The organism is Hungatella sp. L36 (assembly GCF_014288035.1).
This window is the reverse complement of sequence record NZ_JACOPC010000001.1, coordinates 850121-868023: the sequence shown is the minus strand read 5'-3', so window position 1 is coordinate 868023 and position 17903 is coordinate 850121. Positions and strand designations below refer to the sequence as shown.

Sequence of the window (17903 nt, the reverse complement as noted above, 5' to 3'; positions counted from 1 at the left end):
CTTATCCCTTTAATCCGCCTACACTGAGGCCACTGGTCAGTTTTTTATGCATCAGTGAATAAACTACAGTGGTAGGTATTAACACAATGACAAGCGCGGCAAATAACGCGCCCCAGTCTGTTGCAAATTTCTGCACTTCAAATAAGTTAGCCAGACCAATGGGAAGAGTCTTTTTTTCATCATCCTGGACCAGAATAAGGGCCAGAGGATATTCATTCCAGAAGCTCATAAAGGCCAGCATGACTGCAGTCATAATTCCCGGCTTTGCCATAGGGAGCATCACCCTTATCATCGTCTGAAGCGGCGTACAGCCATCAACTTTTGCTGCCTCTTCGTATTCCTTTGGGATGGAACTCATAAAGCCATTCAGCAGAAAAATCGTAAAGGGAAAGTTCATGACTGCATATACCACGGCAAGCCACCATCTGTTGTTCAGCATATGAAAATTCATCATTTCAAGAAACAGAGGGATCATCAGATACGTTCCCTGCACGAAAATACAGGTCATGTACACATTTAATATCAGTTTTCCGCCTCGAAACCGAAAGCGTGCCAGTACGTAAGCTGCGGGCACCGCGATCAACACAAGTACAATGGTCGCAACAATTACAACAGCAACAGAATTAAAGAAGTAATCAGCCATCTTCGCTTTTGTAAACGCATTGATATAATTTTCTACAGCAAATCCGGACGGAAGCTTCCAGGGATCTGTCAGGATTTCCCTGCTTGTCTTAAATGACATAACGACGGTCCAGATCAATGGATAACCTACGATCACACTATAGACTATTAAAATCAATCTTACCGGAAGGTTCCTTAAGAATATGACAGTATTTGTTCGTTTTTTGTTGATATTCACGTTTTTTCCTCCTTTATTCCCGCTCTGCTGTAAGACACCTGGAGAGTTTGGACAGCAGGAATGCCAGGATCAGTGTAACCACCGCCACACTCATGGCATATCCAAAGTTCGACTGTTCAAAAGCCTGTTTATACATATAGTACAGAATAACGGTAGATGAACCGGAGGGTCCTCCCGCGGTCATAACCGATGTGATAATGTAACTCATCGCCAACGCACTGGACAATGACAGTACAAAAGTCACGCTGATCATATTTCGAAGGATTGGAAGTGTTATATATACTATCTTTTTGATAATCCCACACCCGTCCATTGTAGCCGCTTCAAAAACAGAAGTATCAATTCCGTCAATGGAAGCAATGTACATAACCATGTAGTATCCAACTGACTGCCAGACCATAACAACTCCTACAGCTATGAGAACCGTTTTTTGGTTTCCAAGGACAGCAAGAGACTGAAGTGAACTTATTCCCAGAAGTTCGCCGAGTTTTTTCACAATACCGAGCGTAGGAGAATAAATATTGCTCCAGAGTACGCCCAGAGCTGTAGCCGATATAATGCTGGGGAAAAAGAACAGGAAACGATAAAAGCCCCGCTCTCTCAAACGTGTCTGAGTGACCAAAAAGGCCAGGGTCAATGCAAGTGCATTTAAGCAGAATGGTACAAACAGCAGTAATTTAAAGGTATTTCCAAGAGCCTGATAAAAATATGGGTCTGAAAACAAATCTATGTAATTTTTTAAACCTACAAACTCACCGCCTATATTAGTTGCAGTCGATTTTGTAAAAGAAAGTGCAAGTCCCCTGAAAAGAGGTGCCAAAAAAAACACAACGGTCAGCAGCAGTGCTGGAAAGAGACATGCCGCAATAAATATTTTTTCCTGTTTTTTTATTTTCAAATCTTCATCTCCTTAAAAGAAAAGGAGGTCTAAAGGAATGCATATACGCAATCTCTTATACCTCCTTTGTCATGTATTATTTGTTTTCAGAAGCCAGATCTTCTCTCAGGCTTGCAAATCCTTTTTCCGTAAAGGCCGCCCATGCTTCTGCATCCATTTCACCATTTAAAACAGGAAGCAGTCCATTTTCATAAATCATATTTTTATTAAATTTGGCATTGGCCGGTGGCGTCTGATATGCCGGAGAGTATGTGGTTACAGACTCGTCGCTCAGAACAGAGAACATGTTGTTCATACCAGGAGTAAAATACTCTTTGACCAGATCTGTTGCCCCCTTTACAGCAATCATTCCCTGTGCTTTTTCGCCAAACAGGCGAACCGAATCATCTGTATATATAAAACGGATAAATTCCTTCGCAGCTTCCGGATTCTTTGCATTTTTCGGTATTGAAAGCTGTTCGATAGATGTAGAGACAAAATCCGGATCATCCGCGTTTAATTTAAGTCCTGGTAAAAGTGCAAACTCAAAGTTCTCTTCATTTTCTCTCGGCGCGTCCTTCATTTCATTCTCAATCCATGTACCATTGGGAATAAACAGCGCTTTTCCCAGCATCATCTCGCTCTGGGACTGCGTATGGTTTAAACCGGTACTGCCATCCATTAAATAACCGCCGGTTTTAATTTTTTCTATATTCTTAAGCACCTGCATTACCTTATCATTTGAAAATGAACCTTCTTTGTAATCAAAGATATCATTCAAAGCGTCCATGCCAGCTGCATCCGCAATTGATGTATTTAAAAAGTTTTCACAGTAGGTAGGGTATATTCCAGGGAATGTAATAAGCGCTCGGCCATCTTCCTTAGCCACATCGCCCAGTGCAAAGAATTCATCCCACGTTTCAGGCACTTCCCAGCCCTTTTCTTCAAACAGTGCTTTGTTATAGATCAGTCCTGTTGGCGAGGTATTGAGCGGAGCTAAATATATTTTTCCATCGCCATAAGGTGCGTACGCTTTGCTTTCAAGTTTTCCTGCCAGCATAATATCTTTTAATTTCTCTTCTTTATCCAGCGCATTCTCTTCAAACAAATCCGTAAGTTCCAGCAGTTCTTTATCTTTTATAAGACCAAGCACAACACCGTCGCTCTGCCCCATATTATGGTAAATAAGATCTGGCACATCGCCGGAGATAATCTGTGGTCGGATTAAATCTCCTATTTTCGGATTGATTTTATAATTCACATGAACATCCGGATACTTTTCCTCAAAACGGGAGATAATTTCTTCCCAATAATCAGCGCCATAACCGCCCTGGAATAAGGCCAGTTCTAAATCACCTTCTACCTTTTTTTCTGCATCGGTAATGCCTGCTTCACCGCTCTGGTCCAACGAAGCCGCCGTGCTCTCTGTTTTTGGACTCTCTGTCTTTGTACTTTCTGTCTTAGCACTCTGACCGCTTCCACAGCCGGTCAGCGCCGCTATTGTTACAGATGATACCGCCAGTAATGCTGTCAACTTTTTATTCATGATGTAACCCCCTGTATTGTTTTATGTGTCTATTATATAAAAAGAAGGCTGAATCCCCCATAGCAGGTCTTCAGTTTTTTATGGACTTTATTCATGTCTATCATACACGATAATAAGAAAAACTGGAATATCTTCAGATTGTGAAGATATTCCAGTTTACTTACTGCATATTAAACTCTTACAAATTCCGGTATTTTTATCACATAACTGCTTCTCTTACAGGCTTAACTCTGCTTCTGGTTATCTGCCTGTTTCGTCTGAACAACGCCATTTACGGTCCACTCACCATCTGCATTGACGGTACTGCCGTCAATGACGCTGTCTTTCATTAATTTGCCGCAGGTTCCGTCGGATACCGAGTTAAAATAATAGCATTTCAGGACGCCGTTCTTGTCCGGAATCCATACCCAGCCAGTTACCATGCTTCCACGGGTTCCATCAGATACCGGATTCAGATAGAAGGTATTTCCATTCTCATCCACAAACCATCCGGTGATCATATTGCCTTCCTTATCAAACCGGAACCAGCTGAACGCGCCCTGTCCCTTCGACGGGTCGCCATAGCCGTTATACGCAGGCACCCAGCTGTCCGCACAGCGCTTTCCAGACTGGTCTGTAAACCTCCAGCTGCCGTCGGCCTGCTGCTGCCACGTTCCTTCCGTAACATACTCCGGAACCGTAACGCTGCCGATCACCTTCGTCGGTCCTGTATATCCCTGCGGCACGTCGCGGTAAGGCGTATTTCCCTTTCCCGCCACGGAACCGCCGGAGCTTCCTCCTGAGCTTCCTCCGGAAGAGCTGCCGCCGGAGGATCCGGACCGCTTCAGAATCATCGTCACTTCCTCTTTTGCCGCCCGATGGTTGCTGTCACCTTCATAGCTGACTGTTATAATCACGGTTCCCGGGCGTACCGGTTTTACCGTGCCCGTCTCATCGACTGAGGCAACAGAGCTGTCGGAGGATGCATAAATCAGCTGTCCGCCATTGGTTACAGCGGCTCCAAGGTTTACGGCGCCTTCCGATACGTATCTGGTTATCTCGGTTCCCGCTTCCACTGTGATTACGGAAGCGGCCTTTTTAATGAGATACGGCAGACGGATCCAGCCCTGGCAGTTACCGGTTCCGGTTACCACCGCATAGGCCGTTCCTGCATTTACATTACTCTCATAGGATACCTTGTAGTCTTCAGCCGTCAGATACTCTGCCAGAGGCTTCACACCCGGCAGTTTGCCCGATCCATCGTAGACGTATGACAGCGTCTCCAGAAGAAATGTTCCCTCCTCCAGCGTCCGCTTACCGACCGTCACCGTCAGTGTGAGGTCCAGATCCTTATAATTGAAATCTGGTGACGTATACTTCGCCGCCGTCAGATTGTCTCCGGCAGCTCCCACATACGCCTCCTGGTCGCTCCACGAGAAATGCTCCGGCAGCTTCACTTCTTTTAATTTACTGCCGTATACCGCCTTTAATTCTGACGGTGTCGCAACGACCGGCACTGCCTTTTCAATCACAAACAGCGCTGTGACGGTACCCTGATACTTTCCTTTTCCGGTTACCTCCGCGCGGCCGTGGCCGGCATTCGTATTCTCGCTGTAGCTCACCTCATAATCCGTACCGCGCTCCAGGAGCTTATCTCCGGCTTTAACCACCGGTTCCGGTGTCTTCGGAGTGCCGTCGTATACAAATGTTTCTTCGATAGTTACATCGCTTTCCTTCAGTTCCGCCGGGTTGATGGCAAAATGCTTTTCCACCGTTCCGGTATAATTGTTCTGTCCGGTAACCGTCACAGCGGCAGTTCCCGGATCTCTGTTGTTCTCATAGCTTACCGTGTAATCTTCCTCTGAGATCAGACCGTCATCCGATACGGTGACGCCCGGTTCCTTCGCACCTCCGCTGTAGGAAGTTTCCTCATATTCCAGCGTGATCATGGTATCTGCAAGCGTCTTCGCGGACACGGCAACTTCCGTTTCTGCCGTTTTTTCCAGATAGTTACCGGTTTCTGCCAGAGTCACCTCGTGGATGTTCTTTCCCACATTGCCCACGCGTTCCTGCGGCGTACTCCATCTCCAGCCTCCTGCGAGAGTAATCTCCTCCAGCTTCTGCCCGTAGACCGCCTCTGCCGCCTTCGGAGCCTCCGCCGGATTCACCGCTTTCTCAATCGTAAAGACTGCTGTCACCGTTCCGCTGTAGTCTCCCTGTCCGGTAACCGTGACGCTTCCCGCTTCTTTTCCAGCTTCCGTGTTGGGGCCGTAGGTAACGGTATAATCGGTACCTTCCTTCAGTTCTGTTTCAAGCGACACTACGGTGAGTTCCGGTTTTATCTGCTGTCCGGTATAAACGTACGATGTCTTTTCCAGCCTGATGTCGGAATCCAGCAGCGTCACCGGCTCTACCTCAACCCGGCAGATCAGCCGGGAGCCTTTATAGTTCTTTGTCTCCGGGACATTGATGGTCAGCTCCGCCTCGCCTATGTTCTTTACAGTAATAAAGCCATCGGTTTCGCCAAAATCATTGACCTTCTTCTCCACCGTAAATACAGTGCTGTCACTGGAGGTGAAACTGATTTCCCCATCCCCTGCAAAGCTTGCCAGCAGGAAGAATGGTTCCTCCTTAATCGTCAGATGTAGGACGTGATCCTGAAGCTTATCTGTCTGAATTTCTGCCTCTGAATCCGCCTGATCAATCGTAAAACCGTCTGAGATCATGCCAGTGTAATTATGCTTACCTGTAATCGTAATGCCGGCTTTTCCCGCGTCCTTGTTATTCTCGCATTTCACCTCATAATCAGTGCCTTCTGCCAGAACCGCGTTCAGAGCCTCATCCGTGATCGTTACTTCCGGCACAAGTTCCGTGCCGTCATATACCAGACTACTTCTGTCAATTACCGTCTTAACGGTCTCATTCTTTATGTCCTTCGGCAGTACCTTAACCGTGAAGAACCCTTCCTTCTCCGTGCCGCCTGCCGTATAGACAGCGGGAACCGGTGTCCCGTTTTCTGTCACATCGCCCACATACGCGTCCGGATTCTTCCATTCCCAGCCGTCCGGGAGATCTGTCTGATATTCTGACAGATGATTTCCGTAAATGGCGGTTATTTCGAATTTCTCCGGTTCGATGAAAAAGTGTACTGTCTGGGAACCGTGATACCTGCCTGTGCCCGTCACCACCGCATCTGCCTGTCCCGGGTCGACGTTATGGCTGTAGGCAACGGTATAATCCGTATCTCTGACTAACACAACGGGATCAATCACGACAGAGGCAGACGGCTCGATGGCCTTTCCCGTATAACCAGCCACACCCGGAGTCAGAGTGATCTCCGCGCCGCCGATATCATAGGGATCTGCTATAATCTTAAATTCCTTCGTCACTGTTCCGCTGTAATTGCCTGTTCCGGTTACGACAGCCTCTGCCGTTCCCACGCCCTGATTATTTCTGTACTCCAATGTATAGTCCTGTTTCACCACCAGCGTCATGCCGCCGCAGATTACAGTTACCTCCGGTTCCACCGGACTGCTGCTGAAAATGTAGGGCGGTGCTTCCAGTGTTACCTCGCCTGCCGCAATCGGCCGGGGCACAACGTGCACCTTCAGGCCAACATTTTCCTTGTCCTTATATTTGGAATCGGCCGGCGCCTTATAGTCGGCTCTGAACACTTTGTTGCCCGTGCTTACTCCGCCTGCCGAGGTATCCGGCGCTCTCCAGGACCAGCCCTCCGGCAGCTCGATGTCCTTTAGGGAACTGCCATAGACAGCCTCAAATACCATCTGCCCGATTATCAGCTCCGGGTCTCCTTTTTCGATGGTAAACTCCAGGGAGACCGTTCCCTCGTAATTCCCCTTTCCTTTCACAGTAACCATTGCGGTTCCCGGTTCCGTATTGTTGGAATAGAGGGCATCATAGGCGGAGGCCGCCAGCTTCGTCCCATTCAGTGTAACAGAGAGAATCTCCGGCTCCTTTGCGGTCCCGTCGTATTCCATCGACTCCTGCTTAAGCACCACCACCGCGCCGGATATGGACAGCGGCTTTACTACAACGGATACGAACGCAGTCTTATCCTCATGGTTGGAGTCAGCCGCGGCGTAAAAAATACCCGCCTGACGGCTTCCCGCTTCACCGACGCTGTCCTCCGGATTCTTCCAGCTCCATCCGGCCGGAAGCTCCACATCTTTATATTTCTGGCCATACGTAAATACAAATGGCCCTTCCGGTACTTCCGCTTCAGAAGCAGCCTTCTTTATCACAAAAGGCACTTCCCGCGTTCCTTTATACCCATTGGCACCCTGAATGGTCACACTGGCTGGTCCGGCGTCGATTCCGCCTCCGCTCACCGTGTAGTCCGTATCTTTCACCAGCGTCAGGTTCCCCATCTTCACAGTGATATCCGGGACGATCCGTTCTCCCGTATAAATATACTCCCCATTCACCACCACCGAGGCGTCATTGACATCGGTCGTCTCGATCCATCTGGCATACAGGGTAAGATCCTGGTTTACCAGATCGGTAAAGCGGTATAGATACTTATATTCAGAATCCCGGTACCAGCCGTTGAAAATGCAGCCGGCTTTTTCCGGATCCTTCGGTTTTGATGCCATGGAGCCTTCCATCACCTTCTGGCTCTCCACCTCGCTGCCTCCGGCCGCATCGAAGGAAACCGTAAATAAGGAACCGTCTCCTTCCAGCCATTTCGCATAGAGGGTCATATTGCCTTCCGGTTTAAATGGAATCTCATACTTCTGACCGCTGTAGTCGACTGACGCATACCAGCCGCCGAAAATATAGCCCGGCTTCGACAGATATTTGGCTGTCAGCTGCGATGAAGCGAGATCGGCTCCCCGTGGCACCAGATAGCCTCTGTCATGCTGATCCCTGTTCCCGTTGAGAAAGCCGCCCATCAGTTCGACACCGATATACCAGCACTCTTTCCAGACAGGATAGAGGTCCGCGTCTGCCGCAAACGGATAGCTGACCAGGTCAATGCTCTCCATTCCTCCTTCTGTCAGCGCCCATCCGTCGGACACCATTCCATCCAGCTCCTGTTCACTCGGCACCGTCCCTGTCACTTCGTAGTAACTCCGGTTTCTCGGTACCCTGACTTCCATCATCTGGACATATGTCCCCTTGCTGTCGTCATAGAGCTCGCCGCCGCCCGCATGGAAGCGCACGGTAACGTAATCCTCCGTCCAGTGAGCCGTCAGCTTCGTATCCTTCTGCGGCTGATAGGAGTAGATCATCCCGATATCCCGGCCGTTCTCATCAAACCAGCCTGCAAACGCACAGCCTTCCCTGGTTGGAGCCGGCCTGTAACCGCACTTTTCTCCCGGTTTTACATAGAACACCGGCTTATAGTAATCACTCTTCGCAAACGCTCCTCCCGCCGCGTCGAGGCTCACCCGGTATCCCGTTGTCCAGACAGCCTTTATGCTGTTATTCTCATAGAATCTGGTCTGGCCGGTCACTTCCGTGCCATCATCCGTCACCCAGCCGGCCAATCCATAGCCATCTCTCTCTACTTTCGGCAGGCTGTACGCTTCCCCCTGCCTCACGATAAAGCTGCCGTTTGTCTTACCTGAAGTATCTCTTCCGCCATCCGCGTCCCAGTATACCTTGATAGTCTTTCTCCAGGCCGCGTAGAGATCCAAATCCGCTTCAACAGCGGAGGACCAGTTAAACGGAGTCTGATACTCCTGATCCAGATACCAGATGCATTCGTAGCCGCTGCGGTTGGTGGAAATTGAGCTTTCCGCCAGAGGCCTGTTCTTTTCTGCCTGCCGCGTGACTTCCCCTGCATACTCCTGTGACTGGTTGTCGTATATCCAGGCTCCTCCCGCATGGAAGGTCACCCGATACGTATTGCTGCTCCATTTTGCATAGAGCGTTACGTCCGCTTCCGGAATGTAGCCCTTTGTGGCCCGTCTGGTCCATTCCTGATCCAGATACCAGCCATCAAATGCCGCCTCCCGGCTCTGCGGATTGTTTAAATATCCAATGGATTCCCCTGCCTTGACAATCACGGTATTACTGCTGACCGAACCGATGCCCGGATCCAGCGTAACCGTGTAATAGGTGGTCCATTTTGCATACAGGACCGTATCGCGCTCTGGTATATAGTTACCGGTCAGCACAGGTCCTTCACACTCCGGATCCTCACACCAGCCTTCCAGCGTGAAGCCTTCCTTCTTGTACCCGTATTCGCCGTTTAAATACGTTCCCTCACCTTTTATGACTTCAGCCGTTTTATAGCTGTCATAGGTGTAGCTTCCTCCGTTGGCATCATACGTCAGTGTATAGAATTCCTTCCACTGGGCAACAAGTGTGACATCCGCGGTCGGAAGATAGACATCGTTCTCTGCCCGCTTCCCGGTTTCCTTCTCAAACCAGCCGGCAAACTTATAGCCTGTCCTCGTCGGATTGTTCGCCCTCCTGACCGCTTCGCCGAGCGGTACGTATTCCTTTTTGCTGTTTGCTTTTCCTCCATTGGCATCGTAGGTGACCGTCACATACTTTGACCATCTGGCCGTCAGAGTCTCGTTTCCCGACGGAATGTACCGGCTCACCTCATCGTTGGAAATCAGTTCGCCGCCTTCCGTCTGCCACCCTAACAGAACCTGGTTATATGCCTCATACGGTTCATTGGGGATCCCCGGCGTCGTGCCGATCGACCTGCCCGGAAGTGCGTATTTCTCCTCAAAACGCTTCTGATCATAGACAATTCCGTTATAATCAAAGGTTACCTTGTAATACTCCTCCGTCCAGCATGCCAGAAATGTCATGGCGGCCGCAGGAACCATCTCCCTTACCTCAGCTTCGGTATAAAACTTCCCGTCTGCTTTCCACCCTTTCAGAAGTTTTCCCGCTGTATCCGCAGGATTCTGGGAAAATGACGGGATCTTGTATCCCAGCTCCGTCCCTGGTACCGTTAAAACAGTCGTCGACGTCTTCCCGTTGTACGTGATTCCGCTATAGTCAAACGTAATCTCCAGAGTGGCCTCCGCCCATTTTGCCGTCAGCGTCTCATTGCCGGAAGGTACGTAGCTGTAAATATTATTTTCCGGGATAAATGTTCCTGACGCTTCCGATTCCCATCCCAGGAATGACTTTCCTTCTGTCTGTGACGGATCTGACGGAAAATACGGATAATTTTTCAGTGTGCTTCCCGGCATGGCGTACGCGTTTGACTGGGTCTGTCCGCTGTACGTCACCCCATTATAGTCCATGAGGACGGTATAAAAATCGGTCGTCCACTGGGCAGTCAGCACCTCATCGCCTGCTGGTATGTAATCGCGGATGTCGTTTCCTGAAATGATTGTTCCCTCCGCATTCTTCCAGCCGGTAAACATCTTTCCTTCCGTATTCTCCGGATTTTCCGGTATGTAGCTGTAATTGTTTTCCAACGGCAGACCGACTGCCAACTGATACGTCTGCTTCTGGTTTCCATTATAGGTCACTCCGTTATAATCGAAGGTAACCGTATAGTATTCTCCCCACTGGGCAACAATCGTCTCGTTTCCAGCCGGACAGTATCGGTTCACATTATAACCGGTTAAAATCTCTCCCGAAGGAATCTTCCAGCCTATGAACGCCTTTCCTCCGGTCTGTGACGGGTCATTGGGTATATACGGCGCCGAAACTCTGTCTCCAGCTATAATCTGCCTGATATAGTTCGTCGCCCCATTGTACTCAACTCCGTTATAATCGAAGTTGATCTCATAGTATCCTGACCACTGGGCCGTCAGGTTTTCACTCCTCTGCGGAATATAATTCCAGATGTCATTTCTGCTAATCACCCTGCCTTCAGAATTCTTCCATCCAATAAACATCTTCTGGTTCGTTTCCTGTGATGGGCCATCCGGCAGGTAGGGATATCTTTTTACCTTTTCTCCCGGCATAACAAATTCGGTGCTGGAATCACTCCCGTTATAGTAAATTCCGCCGTAGTCGTAGGTGATGGTATAATAATCCACCCACTGGGCGACTATGGTCTCGTTACCGGATGGTTTGTAATTCCAAATATCCGATGCAGAGAGGATCGTCCCATCCGGTGTCTTCCAGCCGGCAAACATCTTGTTATTCGTCTTATCTGACGGTTCAGCCGGCATACTCGGAACATGCGTCAGCCTGAGGCCCTTTCCGACCTCATACGTCTTTTCAGTCTTTTGATTGCTGTCTTTATAGCCTCCAAAGTCAAAGGTAACGGTACAGCTTTCAGTCCAGCCAGCATATAACTCCAGATCTTCCTGTGCATTTATGTAGGAGTTGTCTGTTACCAGCTGACTGCATCCGACATCGGAATACCAGCCGGTAAAAGACATGCCTTCATATGTGATTGATGGAACCCATAAAGATGTCCCTATTTTAGCCACCAGACTTTTCTCTGAACTTCCGTCCTGGAACAGACCGCCATTTCCATGAAGCGTAATGGTTACCGTTTCCTGTTCAACGACATTAATTCGAACAGATGCAAGATCCAGGAAGTTCCCATCCGAATCCTTGACAGAAGCCGTGACAGATGTTCCCCCTGTCTCCAGCGCCGTGATCAGACCATTCTCATCCACCGTGGCAACCGATGTATCATTACTCTCAAACTCCGGTTGAATTCCTTCATCCGCAGGAGTAATCTCGACGTCTAACTGATAACTGTCACCTTTCGTAATCGGAATTGCCTCTCCATTATTATTATTGACAATCACCAATTCTACATTTCCGGAATACCGTTTCACAGCGTCGGCTGCAGTTGCCGTTTCACTCTTATGCGGTGTATTGGACGATGTGGCTGTTGCCGCATCCTTCTCTGATCTGCTGTCTTCCCCCTGTTCCTTCCCTGCATTGGAATCTGTCGCCTTTTCAGCAGCCTGTTTCTCATTATTGATATCAGTATCCAGTCCTGACGCTGCAAATGCCTGCGGTACTGAAAGATTCCATACCATACAGAAGCACAGCAAAAACGCTGTGATCCGCTTGATCTTTTTCATACTTTTTCTCCTTCATGGTAAATTTATAACACTGCTATTCTTTTATGTGCCTGCTCTCCCTTCTTCATTAGGTTTATATCTGATAATCACAATTATCTTCATCAAATAACCGGAAGAAAGGGGGGATTTCTGCATACCGGAAAGAAAAAAAATACAACAGGCCCAATTTCACAGACCCGTTGTATTCTATATGAGTTTCATGTTTTGATTAGTTCCAATAATTGTGATTATAAGAACTGGTTAAATTTTCCAATGCGTCTCCTATTATACTATATACAATTATCTTTTTCAATCCGCTTTTTTCTGATTTTAATACATTTTTCCTGTGTTTCAGCTGCCTGAAGCCGGAAATGAAACCGGCAGCGCCATGGTAACAACAAATTCTTCCTCTGTATATTCCACATGGCTATATCCGCCATACTTCTTCACCACCCGCTTCATGTTCTTAATTCCCAGTCCGTGCTTCGATTCATCCGGCTTTGTGGTCTGGATGCTGCCATGCTTCACCCTGACCGGATTCGTTTTGGTGTTCTTTATTTCCACCCAGATCAGGTTCTTCTTTCTGGATATGGTTAAAGCGATCCGGCGTGCCAGACTGCTGTCTGTTATCTCGCCGCAGGCCCTGACCGCATTTTCCAGCGGATTTTCAAAGATGGTGTAGATATCAGGAAATGCCATAAAAGAAAAGTCAGAGAACAGGATATTCGTATCAAATTGGATTTGCGCGGAATCACAGCTAAGCTGTATCTGGCACAGGATCGACCGCAGAGCCGGTGAGGGGATAAAGGCGAACCGGTAACTGTCTTCGATATAATGAAGCATTTCATCCGCATAGGACCGGATATCACGCTCCACAAGCTCTCCCTCCCCGCCGCCCGCCCCCTCCTGCAGCAGGTGTTTTATGCCGTCGATCTGTTTCGTATAATCGTGAGCCAGTCCTTTTAACTCTTCAATAAACGCATCCTGCTGTCCGATCACCACCCGGTCCAGCTGTTCGATGCGGGACAGTCTGTCTAATTCGTGCTGAAGCTGGCAGCGTTTCCGCCAATGGTTGTCCCCCAGAATCACCGCCAGGTTCATGAATAAGACGCCCAGAAAAAAGATCATGCTTAGGGAATCGGCACGGTTCCCCAGCTTCGTATTCAAACCGAGAATATTAAATACATAGTATATAACAAAAATACTGACTACGGGGACTGTGATAATCGACAGATTTTCCGTTATCGTAAGCTCCGTGTTCTCCTTTCTCTGTTTCAGCCAATGGAAATAGCGGACAACCAGGAGGATAACACAGAACATGCCGGTGCTGCAGAGGTTAAAGCCTGCATTTTTAATGGTATCATTTATGACGGCAATCATATTCACCCTGATCATGGAGGCGTAGATCAAAACATGGATGCTTTCACAGATTAAAAGCAGAAGAACCTCAAAGAAGGAACAGAGAAGCCTCGCGGCGATACTGCCCTTGAAGAGCATCAGGTTTAAGATCAGACTGCAGAGAAGAGCAGTCATTGTATTCAGCTCCGGTATGTACAGTAAATTTATGAGAAACTGAACTGTAGACAGGCCTAACAGCAGTCCCCAGGAGACCAGCCGGCGTTTCTCCCATCTGAGTGTGAAGAACTGCATGGTGAACCAGAAAAGTAAAGCAAAATCCAGAATACATTTGCCATAGGCTAAAATCGTGTCAAGCATACTCATACCACCTTTGTATCTGCGTTGTGCTTCAGATATCTGAATTGTGAAGCAGCGTTTTCATAAATGAATCCCGGAAATGGAGGCCCAACGGCGCAGCGCTGTGGTCTGTAAGTAAGATTTTGCTGTCGTTGACCGTATCCACCATATCCAGATTGACAATGTAGCTTTTGTGTGAATACGCAAATTTGTCGGACGGCAGACTGTCCATGAGCTCACGGAGACTCTGCCATGTGCCGATCTGCGCTCCATCCTGGCACACGATATGCCGTTTGCGGAGTTTCGAATAAATATACATGATTTTATCCGTCCGGAGCAGATTGGTATGAGAGTCATTCGTAATCTTTATATAGGATACGGAGCGGTCCAGCTTATGGGAGCAGGCGTTGAGGACGGCTATGATCTCCTCCTCCGTAAATGGTTTCACAATAAACCGAAACGGTTCCGCCCGGTATCCGTCTATGGACATGGATTTCAGAGCCGTAGTCAGAATGATAATCGACGTATTTCCCCGTTTTCGCAGTTCCTCGGCAATATCGATGCCGATGCTTCTGTTCCCGAACCGGATATCCAGAAACAGGATGTCATAAGGATTCGTCAGGTCATACAGTTTTTCGGCGGCATCCAGTTCGATGAGATCGATCTCCACGTCATATGCGAAGGAATACCGTAATATATATTTTTTCAGTTTGTCGCGTATCAGCTGTTCGTCGTCACAGATACACACCGTATATTTCTTCATGCATCAATTCTCCCCCATTTTTTGGTATCTTTTATTATACCTTACAAACTCCGTTATGGGTAGACGCTAATTGCTTTCTGACATAAAATTGCGGATTATAAAATGCGGAACGGATGAACTGGTATTGCTATCCTGTTGGATCACTCAGCGTACGCTTCATACCACACCGTTTCACACAGCGGCCTTCTCTCCTCTGCGTGCCGTTCTGAGTCCAAAAAGCCTTTGCTGGGATACCCAAGGAACAACAGCGCTGTCGGCTCTAAATATTCCGGCAGGATAAATTCTTTTGTTATAACAGCAGGATCAAACAAGCCTACCATGACACTTCCAATTTCCAACTCTCTCGCTGCCAGCATCATGTGGTCACAGACAATACCTATATCCAGATCTCCGGAACACTTTTTATCATAGGGGCGGATCAATTCTCCGCGCCTGTCCCGGCAGACGATGAGTGCGCATGGAGCGCCAAAGGTTCGGTACGCTTTTTCTACCTTTACCATGTTTTCTCTTCTCCGGACAACGATGATTCTTTGCGGCTGCCTGTTGCAGGCAGTTGGGGCAACCCGTCCCGCTGACAATATCTGTTCCAGATCTTTTGACAGTATTTCTTTCTCCATAAATCCACGTGTCGTACAACGTTTTTTCGCTAAAGTTAAAAAGTCCATAATATCCTCCTTCAAAACATGAATAATACTTCACGTTTATAATCATAGCAGGGATTTCAGCAGACGTCAATAAAATGCGAATAATAATTCACATTTTATTGACCTGGGGCAGGACCCCATGTATAATAAAAAAGAGGTGAGGATATGGCTGATAAGAGAATTCCCGTCCAGAGACGGTCCATAGAAAGAAAACAAAAGATTTTAAGCTCCGGTTTTAAACTTTTTTGTGAACACGGCTACTACAAAACAAATACCATCGAGATTGCAAAACACGCCGGTGTTTCAACCGGAGCCGTATACAGTTATTTTAAAGATAAGCGGGAAATATATATTGCAGCATTTGACAGCTATCTCGAAGAGATTTCGGGACGTTTATTTGAAGAACTGGAACAATCTCAGACGCTTCCATTACCGGATTTCGTGGAAAACTGGGTCACTGTATATCTCGAATTGTATGCAGACTCCGGGCACGCGTTAGCACAGTTAAGAATGATGATATTAGAAGACGAAGAGATCAACCGTCATTTTTCAGATTTAGAAAATGAATATTTTATGAAGCTGATCCGGCTGCTGAATAAAAATGGTGTGGAACGAGCCGATCTTATGGAGACGATTTATACCTGTTGTATTTTGATCGATGCATTGAGGCAGGAACAGTCCTCATTCTCACATATCGGCCTGAATTTTTTCATTTTTAAGGAACAGGTTACCAGTACAATCCTTCAATTATTGTCCGGCTGAATTGCCTTGTAGTCCGCAGGAAATACCGGGAGAACGCCGGAAATACTATACTGGAATATAAAAAACGAGCCATTAACAGATAAGTTATGGTTTTATACAGCGTGGAGAGGGGTATTTATGTCGTCAGTAAAAACGGGTAAGGGAACAAACAGGAGCAGTGATTCCATGTTGTTGCCGCATATCATCGATGTTTATGTGTTTTTGATTCTGTGTTGTTTTCCCCTTTTTGTTGTGAATCAGTATTATGAACTATTGAAGGTAAAATATTATTTTTATATCGGGTCAGTAATTTTTCTGCTGACAGCTGCATTAATCGCCGGTACTATCGGGCAGAGTAGTCTGAAAACGTATTTTGCATCTTTTAAATGGAAGGATTTTATAAAGACGTTTTCCACCATTGATACCGCACTTTTGGTCTTTCTGCTCATCGCAGGCATCTCAACGATCCGTTCCGATTACGTGTATGAATCTTTTTGGGGAAATGAGGGGCGTTTTTCCGGACTCTTCCTACTCAGTCTATATGGAGCATCATACTTTTGTGTAACAAGATTGGGGAATTTTAAAAGATGGTACCTTGATGCATTTTTAGCCGCAAATTTACTCGTTTGTATATTTGGTATTACGGATTACTTTCAGTTGGATCTCCTGCACTTTAAAGTGGGAATGGCAGAAAACGAAAAGTTTATGTTTACCTCAACAATTGGTAATATCAATACGTATACTGCGTTGGTCGGAATGGTAACGGCGGTGTCGGCCGTATTGTTTGCAGCAGAAGGCAGATGGAAAAAGAAGTGTCTGTACTTTGTCAGTCTCATTATCAGCATCTTTGCATTGGTCATGGGGATCAGCGATAATGCCTACCTGTCACTGGCCGCGTTGTTCGGCTTTCTTCCGCTTTATCTGTTTCAGAACAAGAAGGGTGTCAAAGCCTATTTATTAATCATCACTTCATTTTTCTCGGTGATCCAATGCATTGACTGGATTAATACCGGGCTGGGAACCAGCGTGCCGGAGATCGACAGCGCGTTTCAGATCATATCCCAAAGCGATGGCCTTCTCTTTCTCATATTACTTCTCTGGATTCTCTGCGCCTTCGTTTACGGACCAGATTTTGTAAATGCCCACAAGAAAAACATGTCCGCCTCTATGCAGACTCATAGTTTCAGTAAAAATGAATATAAGCCGACAGGCTGCAGAGGCTTGCAAAGAACCTGGATGGCACTTCTGGTACTTTGCATTCTGGGTGTCGGATACGCACTCGTTGACGTTAATTTCCAAGGAAACGCAGAACGGTATGGAGCTCTTGGCAGTTATCTGCTGTTTAATGATGACTGGGGGACTCACAGGGGTTACATATGGCGCAATGCCATGGAATGCTTTAACCAGTTTCCATTGAGGAAAAAAATCATTGGCTTCGGCCCTGATACTTTTGGAATTGTGTTATTAAATAAGACAAAAGGAAACATTTACGGTCAGACATTTGATAACGCGCATAATGAGTATTTGCATTATCTCGTCACAGTAGGATTTGCCGGATTAATTGCGTACCTTGCCTTTTTGATTTCTTTTGCAGTGAGAGTCATTCGCAGAGCCAACAAAAACCAGTATGTCACAGCGGCTTTTTTTGCAGTGCTCTGTTACTCGGCGCAGGCATTTGTAAACCTGAATCTGCCAATTGCTACACCGATTATGTGGATGCTTCTCATGCTAGGCGAGCTTGGTATACGGAAAAATAAGGATTATAATCTCTGCAAACCGGTCTGAATCACCGGTCTGCAGAGCATACGTCGTTTTTTGTCGAATTACTGT

At 47.2% G+C, this 17903-nt stretch carries 9 protein-coding genes; 2 read left to right on the top strand and 7 right to left on the bottom strand.

Annotated features, from left to right (window positions below):
• Position 1: 1 nt before the first annotated feature.
• The 7 genes from H8S80_RS03770 to H8S80_RS03740 form a co-directional block, all read right to left on the bottom strand.
• Complete coding sequence (locus H8S80_RS03770) at positions 2–859, bottom strand: carbohydrate ABC transporter permease (protein WP_117630266.1); 858 nt, start codon at positions 857–859, stop codon at positions 2–4.
• 13 nt (positions 860–872) lie between these two features.
• On the bottom strand, positions 873–1757 hold the full coding sequence (locus H8S80_RS03765; RefSeq protein WP_117630265.1) for a carbohydrate ABC transporter permease: 885 nt from the start codon (positions 1755–1757) through the stop codon (positions 873–875).
• 76 nt (positions 1758–1833) lie between these two features.
• Positions 1834–3282, bottom strand: a complete 1449-nt coding sequence (locus tag H8S80_RS03760) for a carbohydrate ABC transporter substrate-binding protein (RefSeq protein ID WP_117630264.1) — start codon at positions 3280–3282, stop codon at positions 1834–1836.
• Between the two features lie 224 nt (positions 3283–3506).
• On the bottom strand, positions 3507–12251 hold the full coding sequence (locus tag H8S80_RS03755) for an InlB B-repeat-containing protein (protein WP_117630263.1): 8745 nt from the start codon (positions 12249–12251) through the stop codon (positions 3507–3509).
• Between the two features lie 330 nt (positions 12252–12581).
• Positions 12582–13946 carry an ATP-binding protein gene (locus H8S80_RS03750; RefSeq protein WP_181987854.1) on the bottom strand — a complete coding sequence of 455 codons (1365 nt, stop codon included), beginning with the start codon at positions 13944–13946 and terminating at the stop codon, positions 12582–12584.
• A gap of 31 nt (positions 13947–13977) precedes the next feature.
• On the bottom strand, positions 13978–14688 hold the full coding sequence (locus tag H8S80_RS03745) for a LytR/AlgR family response regulator transcription factor (RefSeq protein ID WP_117630261.1): 711 nt from the start codon (positions 14686–14688) through the stop codon (positions 13978–13980).
• Between the two features lie 140 nt (positions 14689–14828).
• A complete protein-coding gene (locus H8S80_RS03740; protein ID WP_055655264.1) occupies positions 14829–15353 on the bottom strand; it encodes a nitroreductase family protein in 525 nt (174 codons plus the stop codon).
• A 144-nt stretch (positions 15354–15497) separates the two neighbouring features.
• Here H8S80_RS03740 and H8S80_RS03735 point away from each other — a divergent pair, with 144 nt between their 5' ends.
• Together H8S80_RS03735 and H8S80_RS03730 are read left to right on the top strand one after the other, a co-directional pair.
• Positions 15498–16094, top strand: coding sequence for a TetR/AcrR family transcriptional regulator (locus H8S80_RS03735; RefSeq protein WP_002600248.1), 597 nt, complete (start codon positions 15498–15500; stop codon positions 16092–16094).
• 663 nt (positions 16095–16757) lie between these two features.
• Positions 16758–17858, top strand: coding sequence for an O-antigen ligase family protein (locus H8S80_RS03730; protein ID WP_243010326.1), 1101 nt, complete (start codon positions 16758–16760; stop codon positions 17856–17858).
• Positions 17859–17903 lie beyond the last annotated feature (45 nt).